The organism is Flavobacterium croceum DSM 17960, from assembly GCF_002917885.1.
GTDB classification, from domain to species: Bacteria; Bacteroidota; Bacteroidia; order Flavobacteriales; family Flavobacteriaceae; genus Flavobacterium; species Flavobacterium croceum.
In genome coordinates, this window is sequence record NZ_PQNY01000037.1 from 1 (window position 1) to 6820 (window position 6820).

Annotated in this window: 7 protein-coding genes; 6 read left to right on the forward strand and 1 reads right to left on the reverse strand. The window is 30.7% G+C overall.

What is annotated here, in order from left to right; all coding sequences use genetic code 11:
* Positions 1–136: 136 nt before the first annotated feature.
* The 6 genes from Q361_RS12855 to Q361_RS12880 all read left to right on the forward strand — a co-directional run bounded on the left by Q361_RS12855 (position 137) and on the right by Q361_RS12880 (position 5627).
* The gene (locus tag Q361_RS12855; protein ID WP_103727139.1) at positions 137–1351 is read left to right on the forward strand and encodes a TRAFs-binding domain-containing protein; all 1215 of its coding nucleotides are present in this window, start codon (positions 137–139) and stop codon (positions 1349–1351) included.
* 9 nt (positions 1352–1360) lie between these two features.
* Positions 1361–1765, forward strand: coding sequence for a TIR domain-containing protein (locus Q361_RS12860; protein WP_103727140.1), 405 nt, complete (start codon positions 1361–1363; stop codon positions 1763–1765).
* Between the two features lie 261 nt (positions 1766–2026).
* A complete protein-coding gene (locus Q361_RS12865) occupies positions 2027–3295 on the forward strand; it encodes a DNA cytosine methyltransferase (RefSeq protein ID WP_103727141.1) in 1269 nt (422 codons plus the stop codon).
* Positions 3292–4368, forward strand: a complete 1077-nt coding sequence (locus Q361_RS12870) for an HpaII family restriction endonuclease (RefSeq protein WP_103727142.1) — start codon at positions 3292–3294, stop codon at positions 4366–4368. Before Q361_RS12865 ends, Q361_RS12870 begins: the two co-directional genes overlap by 4 nt.
* 178 nt (positions 4369–4546) lie before the next feature.
* Entirely contained in the window at positions 4547–5239 is a 693-nt protein-coding gene (locus tag Q361_RS12875) for a hypothetical protein (protein WP_103727143.1), read from the forward strand.
* A gap of 202 nt (positions 5240–5441) precedes the next feature.
* Complete coding sequence (locus Q361_RS12880; protein WP_103727144.1) at positions 5442–5627, forward strand: hypothetical protein; 186 nt, start codon at positions 5442–5444, stop codon at positions 5625–5627.
* Here the strand turns inward: Q361_RS12880 and Q361_RS12885 are convergent.
* The gene (locus tag Q361_RS12885; protein WP_103727145.1) at positions 5611–6060 is read right to left on the reverse strand and encodes a hypothetical protein; all 450 of its coding nucleotides are present in this window, start codon (positions 6058–6060) and stop codon (positions 5611–5613) included. The genes Q361_RS12880 and Q361_RS12885 overlap by 17 nt on opposite strands.
* Between the last annotated feature and the right edge of the window lie 760 nt (positions 6061–6820).

Genomic DNA, 6820 nt, shown 5'->3' on the forward strand with positions numbered 1-6820 from the left:
TCATTTTATTTTAAATTGAAGTCTGTTTTTCACGAAAATGTTTATCTTTAGCAGAAATTTAGCCGTTCGCTGGCTTCGCTTCTGCGTCAAGCCGCGAAACGTTGGGCGACAGTTTACCAAAAAAGAACGAAAAAAAATGAAGAAAAAAATTTGTTTTGTAATTATGGGATTTGGGAAAAAAACCGACCCATCTACTGGAAAAACTCTAGATTTAGATAAAACCTACAAAAATATTATTCAACCTGCTGTTTTACTTTCTGAATATGAGTGCGTAAGAGCGGACGAAATTCAAGATAGTGGCATAATAGACAGAAGTATGTATGCTTTATTAATTCAATCTGATTTAGTTATAGCTGATATTTCAACTTTTAATCCAAATGCAATCTACGAATTAGGAATTAGACACGCTGTAAAACCTTTCTCTACAATCGTAATCAAAGAGAAAGAAGGAAGAGTTCCTTTTGATTTAGACCATACAAGAACTTTCAAATATACTCATCTTGGAGAAGATATTGGAAGTGATGAAGCAGAACGTTGTGTGAAAGATTTAAGTAGCTTAATTAATTCCGTTGCCAAAAATCAGCAAACAGACAGTCCTCTTTACGAATATTTTAATTCAATTGAACCACCTAAATTACCTGATGGAGAATTCAAGAGTATTATAACCGAACTTGCTGACAAAGAAAAACATATTTTTGCTATTGTCGAAAATGCAAAAAGTTTAATGGCAGAAAATGATTTTTTAAATGCTTTCAAGTATTGGGACAAAGCAAGTAAAATAATAGAAAGTGAAACATATTTTATTCAACAAAAAACACTTTGTAGATATAAATCAAAAGAGCCGTCAGAACAACTTGCGTTGTCTGACGCTTTAAATATAATTGAAGATTTGTTGCCTTCTAATGACCCAGAAACATTGGGAATAATTGGAGCTATTTATAAACGCCTTTTTGTTCTAAATGATGATTTAGAGTTTTTAAATAGAGCAATTGATAATTATAAAAAGGGATGGAATATTAGTGAGAATTATTATACTGGAGAAAATTATGCATTTTGTTTAAACTTAAAAGCAAGTAAAATTGAAGAAAGCGATGAAAAAATTTATTGCAATTATGAGGCAAAAAAAACAAGAGAAAAAATAATTCAAAATTTAGAAGAAATATTAAGCGATGATGAATTCGAAAACCGAATTGATACAAAATGGATTTATGCAACATTATCACACTGCTATTTATCAATTGCAAATCTTGAAAAAGCATCTGAATACGAAAAAGAATTCTTAAACAACTCATTAGATTGGGAAAAAGAAACGTTTGAAAATAGCAAAAAACAATTAACAGAAATACTTTAATAAATAGTTATGGCAAAAGATTATAAAATTTTCATCAGTCATTCTTGGAAATATCCTGATGACTTAAAAAACTTAAGAAACTTGTTAAATCAACGTGGTTATTTCAATGTTGAATTTCAAGAAGCAAGTCAGGAAGAACCAATAAATTCAGCAAACGCTGCTTACATTAAACAGGTTTTGAAAAGTAAAATTTTAAATTCTGATGTTGTCTTGGCAATTTCTGGAATTTACGCATCATATTCGGATTGGATAGAATGGGAAGTATTAACATCTTACAATAATTCAATTCCTATTATTGGAGTTGCACCTTGGGGTCAAGAAAGAATATCTAAAACAGTAACAGATTATTCGGTTGTGGATGTTAGGTGGAATACAGAAAGTATTGTAGAAGCAATTAGAACTCACGCTAAATAACAAAACCGATCGCCCAACAGCAGTTTGGCAATATGGCGGGTTTTGGGCTTAATTTAAAGTTGGTTTTGTACTTGCAAAGTCAGTGTTTAACCGAAAGTTTCGGCTTCCTTAATCCGCCACATCGCCAAGCTGCAAGACGTTGTGCGACACCCTAACCAAACTGACTGCTAACATTGAGCTGACAACAAAATCAGAGACAAACGAAAACCATTTCTAATAATTTTTGTATTTTAGCATCTTAAAATAATTTGAAAAATTATAATGAAATTAAAAGAGAAAATATCGCTTGAAAAAGTATTTGAAAAAGAATACAAAGTAAAACTTGTTGAACTTGAAAACAACAAGGAAGCAGTTATTACTCATTTTTTGCACAATAGCAAAAATGGAGTTTCTCAATTTTTCAAAAAAGATGCTGTAAAATACACGAAAGAAATTTTACAATACGAATACCCAAAAGAAGAAATTTCAAACATTGTTGCGGAAGAAGCTTTACAATATGGAATTTTTGACACATTTGACGTTCCATTTCCTCCTGTTGAAAATCCTAAATTTAAATTTATTGACCTATTCGCAGGAATTGGCGGTTTTCGTTTAGCAATGCAAAACCTTGGCGGAAAATGTGTTTTCACAAGTGAATGGGACAAAGATGCAAAACGAACTTACAAAGCAAATTTTGGTGAAAGACCTTTTGGTGACATTACAAAAGAGGAAACAAAAGCCTATATTCCAGACGGTTTTGACTTGCTTTGTGCAGGTTTTCCTTGTCAAGCATTTTCAATTGCTGGAAAACGTGGAGGATTTGAAGACACAAGAGGAACATTATTTTTTGACGTTGCAGAAATCATCAAACGCAAACAACCAAAAGCAATTTTTCTTGAAAATGTAAAAGGTTTACGAAACCATAACGGAGGAAAAACTTTAGCCACAATTCTAAATGTTTTACGAAACGATTTAGGATATTTTGTTCCCGAGCCAAAAATTGTAAATGCAAAAGATTTTGGCGTACCGCAAAATAGAGAACGAATTTATATTGTTGGATTTCATCCAAGCACAAATGTTAAAGAGTTTAATTATCCAAAACCTTTGAACAAAAAAGTTGCTTTTTCTGACATTAAAGAAAAGGAAGTTCCAGCAACTAAATACTTTCTTTCAACTCAATATGTTCAAACTTTAGTTAATCATAAAACTCGACACGAGGGAAAAGGAAACGGTTTTGGTTATGCCATAATTCCCGATGATGGAATTAGCAACGCAATTGTTGTTGGCGGAATGGGAAGAGAAAGAAACTTGGTTTTAGACCACAGAATTACAGATTTTACACCAACAACTCATATCAAAGGAACTGTAAATCGTGAAGGAATTCGTAAAATGACACCAAGAGAATGGGCAAGATTACAAGGATTTCCTGACGAATTTTTAATTCCAGTTGCTGACGCATCTGCGTATAAACAATTCGGCAACTCCGTTGCCGTTCCTGCTATTCAAGCAACTGCAAAGGAAATATTAAAGCTAATCGGAATTAAGAAATGATAACAGGAAATAAAGGGGAATGGAGCGAAGTTTATACGCTTTTAAAAGTCATTTCTGACAAACAACTTTTTGCAGGCGACAGCAATTTAAACAAAATAGAAACTTTGATTTTTCCAATAATCAAGGTGCTTCGTGATGAAACTAACGGAACATTTGAGTTCAGTTATGATAATGATTTAGTAATTGTAAAAAACGGTGAAGAAGAAATAAGAATTTCCGTTTTAGAGTTTCAAAAACAAGCTCATTTTTTGCTTACAAAACTTAAAGAAAAAACAAACGCAACTTTTTCAATTCCTGAAATTGAAAGTTTCATCAACTCTTTTGACAGCCATTCGTTGAAAGCAAAATCATCTGTAAAAAGTGATATAAGAATTGTAATTCACGACCAAAGAACAGGAACAAATCCAGAGCTTGGCTTTAGTATAAAATCACAACTTGGCGGTGCTTCTACTCTATTAAATGCAGGGAAAACCACAAATTTCATTTTCAAGATTGAAAATTTGACTTTAAGTCAAAATCAAATTTCCGAAATAAACGCAATTGAAACGAGAAGCAAAATAAAGGACAGAATTGAAAGAATATTAGAATTTGGAGGAAATCTAGAATTTCAGAAAACTGAAAGTTCAATTTTTGGAAACAATCTTATACTGATTGATAGTGCTTTACCAAAAATAATTGCCGAAAGTCTTAAACTATTTTTTACATCAACATTTTCGACAACAATTGAGTTAACAAATCAAATTTCGACAACAAATCCGCTTAACTACAATTTAGAAACCAATCATCCATTTTATTCATACAAAATTAAACGTTTTCTTACAGACATTGCATTGGGAATGATGCCATCAAAAGTTTGGACGGGAGAATTAGATGCAACTGGAGGATATTTAGTTGTAAAAGAAAACGGGGAAGTTTTATGCTATCACATTTACAACCGAAATGAATTTGAAGATTATTTATATTCAAATACAAAATTAGAAACTGCAAGTAGCACTCGACACGAATTTGGGAAAGTTTATAAAGAAAACGGACAATTATATTTCAAACTTAATCTACAAATACGTTTTAAATAAATAAATGGACAAAAGGGCGATCGCACAACAGCAGTTTGGCAAAATGGCGGATTTAGTGCTAAAATCAACGGCAGTTCTTCGATTGAACTTTTGTGCAAAACTGAACATTTGTGCTTCGAAATCCGCCACTTCGCCAAGCTGCAAACCGTTGTGCGATATTTACCTAAAAAACGTAAAAATGAAAATAATCCAAATTTTAGTTTTAATTTTTTTCTTGATTTGTTTGACAAATTGTAAAAACAAAAATCAAGTAAATGATAAAATAGAATATAATGAAATTGAATTAATAGATAAATTTACAAATAAGCTTAAATTAGATTACGCAGATAAGTTAACTGTTGCAGAGATATCTCCATTATATATTGGTAAAATATCTGAAGAAATAAAAATATCTTATCAGAATTATAAAACTGTTGAAAAAAATCAAACTTTTAAGAAATATAAATTTCCAAAACAAAACTCATTAGAAATATTTATTGATACAACAAGGATAATTGGAATTCCAATGGGATTATATGAATATTCTAAAACAGAAAAAAGAAATGATAAAATTGCAAATCCAATTTTTATAAAAAACATTAGTAATGATACTTTAATAATTGGTTACGCAGAATATTTACCTATAATTATCGAAGCGAAAAACAGAAATGGAGAATGGCGACCAATTCAAGAAAGAATGCGATTTATGTGTGGAAATGGTATTGTAGATTTTTATTGTCCGCCAAACAATATTGTCATTAGTGCAATGCAAAAATATGGTGGGAATTTTAAAACCAAACTTCGTCTTAAGTACGAATCATTTGCTACAAAATCAAGCATATTTTCAAATGAAATTAATGGAGAAATTAATGAAAAACAATTCGTAAAATAATAAACATCGCACAACAGCCGTTTCACGAAATTGCGGGGTTTGGGATTTATCAGAATTGGTAATTTTTGAAACAAAATTTTGTCTATATTTGTAAACGATAGTGTTGAAAATCCGCAACTTCGTGAAGCGGCGACACGTTGTGCAACAGCTTAACAGAACTAACGCTGAAAACACAATGTTTAGAAAATAAACTGAACAGAGAATGTTAAAGAAATGGTTAAGAAGTAAACTTTATAAGTTTTTACAAGCCGAAGAATATATAAAAGATGATTTTGACAAACAGCATTTAGGATTTGTATATCTTGGCATAACTTCGATAGAAGACCACGAGAAAATTAAAAAATATTACTTTGAACATAAAATACATAAGATTAATTTAGAGGTTTGAGTTTACCACTTTTAATATCTTTTAATTGTGTTTCTATAAATTGTCTATTGTGAGGTAATAAATTTAAAACTTTATCTAAATCCTCATCTGAAAGTTTAATAAGATAGTGAAATTCATAATCTAAAAGCTCATTATACTTTACTAACCAAGGCATAGAAAGCTCTAAAATTTTATCTTTTACACTTTCTTCAGAACGTTTAAAAACATTTTCAATTTCCTTTTTATGTTCTAAAGTTAAATTTTCAATTTTTAAATCTACGTTCTTTTTAAATTGTTCAACATCATAATGTTTTATTATACTTTCTAAAGTTGAAACATTTGTTTTTAAAGCGGTTATTTCAGAATTTTTAAAAAATATAACTAATCCAATTAATGAACCGATTATAAAATTAATATAAGGCATTGCTAAGTTTGTAAATTCTGTAAAAGACATATTAAAATATTTAAAATTGGAAACCAAAAGTAAGAAAATATTCTTAAATTAGCAGAAGAAAATAAAGCCGATTGCACAACAGCGGTTTTGCAAGATTTGGGCGGAAGTAATAAACTGAAAATCAGTTTTGTACTTGGAAACATTAGTGAAAAAATTAAAAATTGGGAAGGCTTTCCCCAAACCTCGCAAAGCCACAAAACGTTGTGTGCCATACTTCCGACGAAATTCAGAAGTCAAACATTTTAGTTTGAATAACTGTTTGAATTTTAAGACTTGACGAAATGTCCACTTTTTTGGATTTTTAGGAAACTAACGGCTGAATTTTATCTGAAATCGAGTAAAGTTTGGTTCAAGTTTAGCGGACATTTAGTAAAGTCTAACGATTGAAAATAGAAAACAAAATCTGAAAAATATCAACTTAAAAACTCATCAGAAATATGACACAAAAAGCTACGTGAAATCTGAAACTAAACGGAAGAAAATCTAAAAAAATGTTCGAAAGACGGAAAAATTTCTAAAAATAATCTGACATTTAGCACGTCACACAACAGCGGTTTGGCGCAATAGCTCATTTTATTTTAAATTGAAGTCCGTTTTTCACGAAAATATTTTATCTTTAGCAGAAATTGATTCGTTCGCTGGCTTCGCTTCTGCGTCAAGCCGCAAAACGTTGCCTGCTATACGCGGAAAAATTCCGGAAGAAATTTTTCCTGGTTTATTAAAGAAAAAATTATGAATGTTTCAACTTCGTGGTTTTTTC

Bases quoted from the DNA above. Each gene is read 5' to 3' on its own strand.
- Q361_RS12855 (WP_103727139.1), top strand. From the start codon at position 137: ATGAAGAAAAAAATTTGTTTTGTAATTATGGGATTTGGGAAAAAAACC.
- Q361_RS12860 (WP_103727140.1), top strand. From the start codon at position 1,361: ATGGCAAAAGATTATAAAATTTTCATCAGTCATTCTTGGAAATATCCT.
- Q361_RS12865 (WP_103727141.1), top strand. From the start codon at position 2,027: ATGAAATTAAAAGAGAAAATATCGCTTGAAAAAGTATTTGAAAAAGAA.
- Q361_RS12870 (WP_103727142.1), top strand. From the start codon at position 3,292: ATGATAACAGGAAATAAAGGGGAATGGAGCGAAGTTTATACGCTTTTA.
- Q361_RS12875 (WP_103727143.1), top strand. From the start codon at position 4,547: ATGAAAATAATCCAAATTTTAGTTTTAATTTTTTTCTTGATTTGTTTG.
- Q361_RS12880 (WP_103727144.1), top strand. From the start codon at position 5,442: ATGTTAAAGAAATGGTTAAGAAGTAAACTTTATAAGTTTTTACAAGCC.
- Q361_RS12885 (WP_103727145.1), bottom strand. From the start codon at position 6,060: ATGTCTTTTACAGAATTTACAAACTTAGCAATGCCTTATATTAATTTT.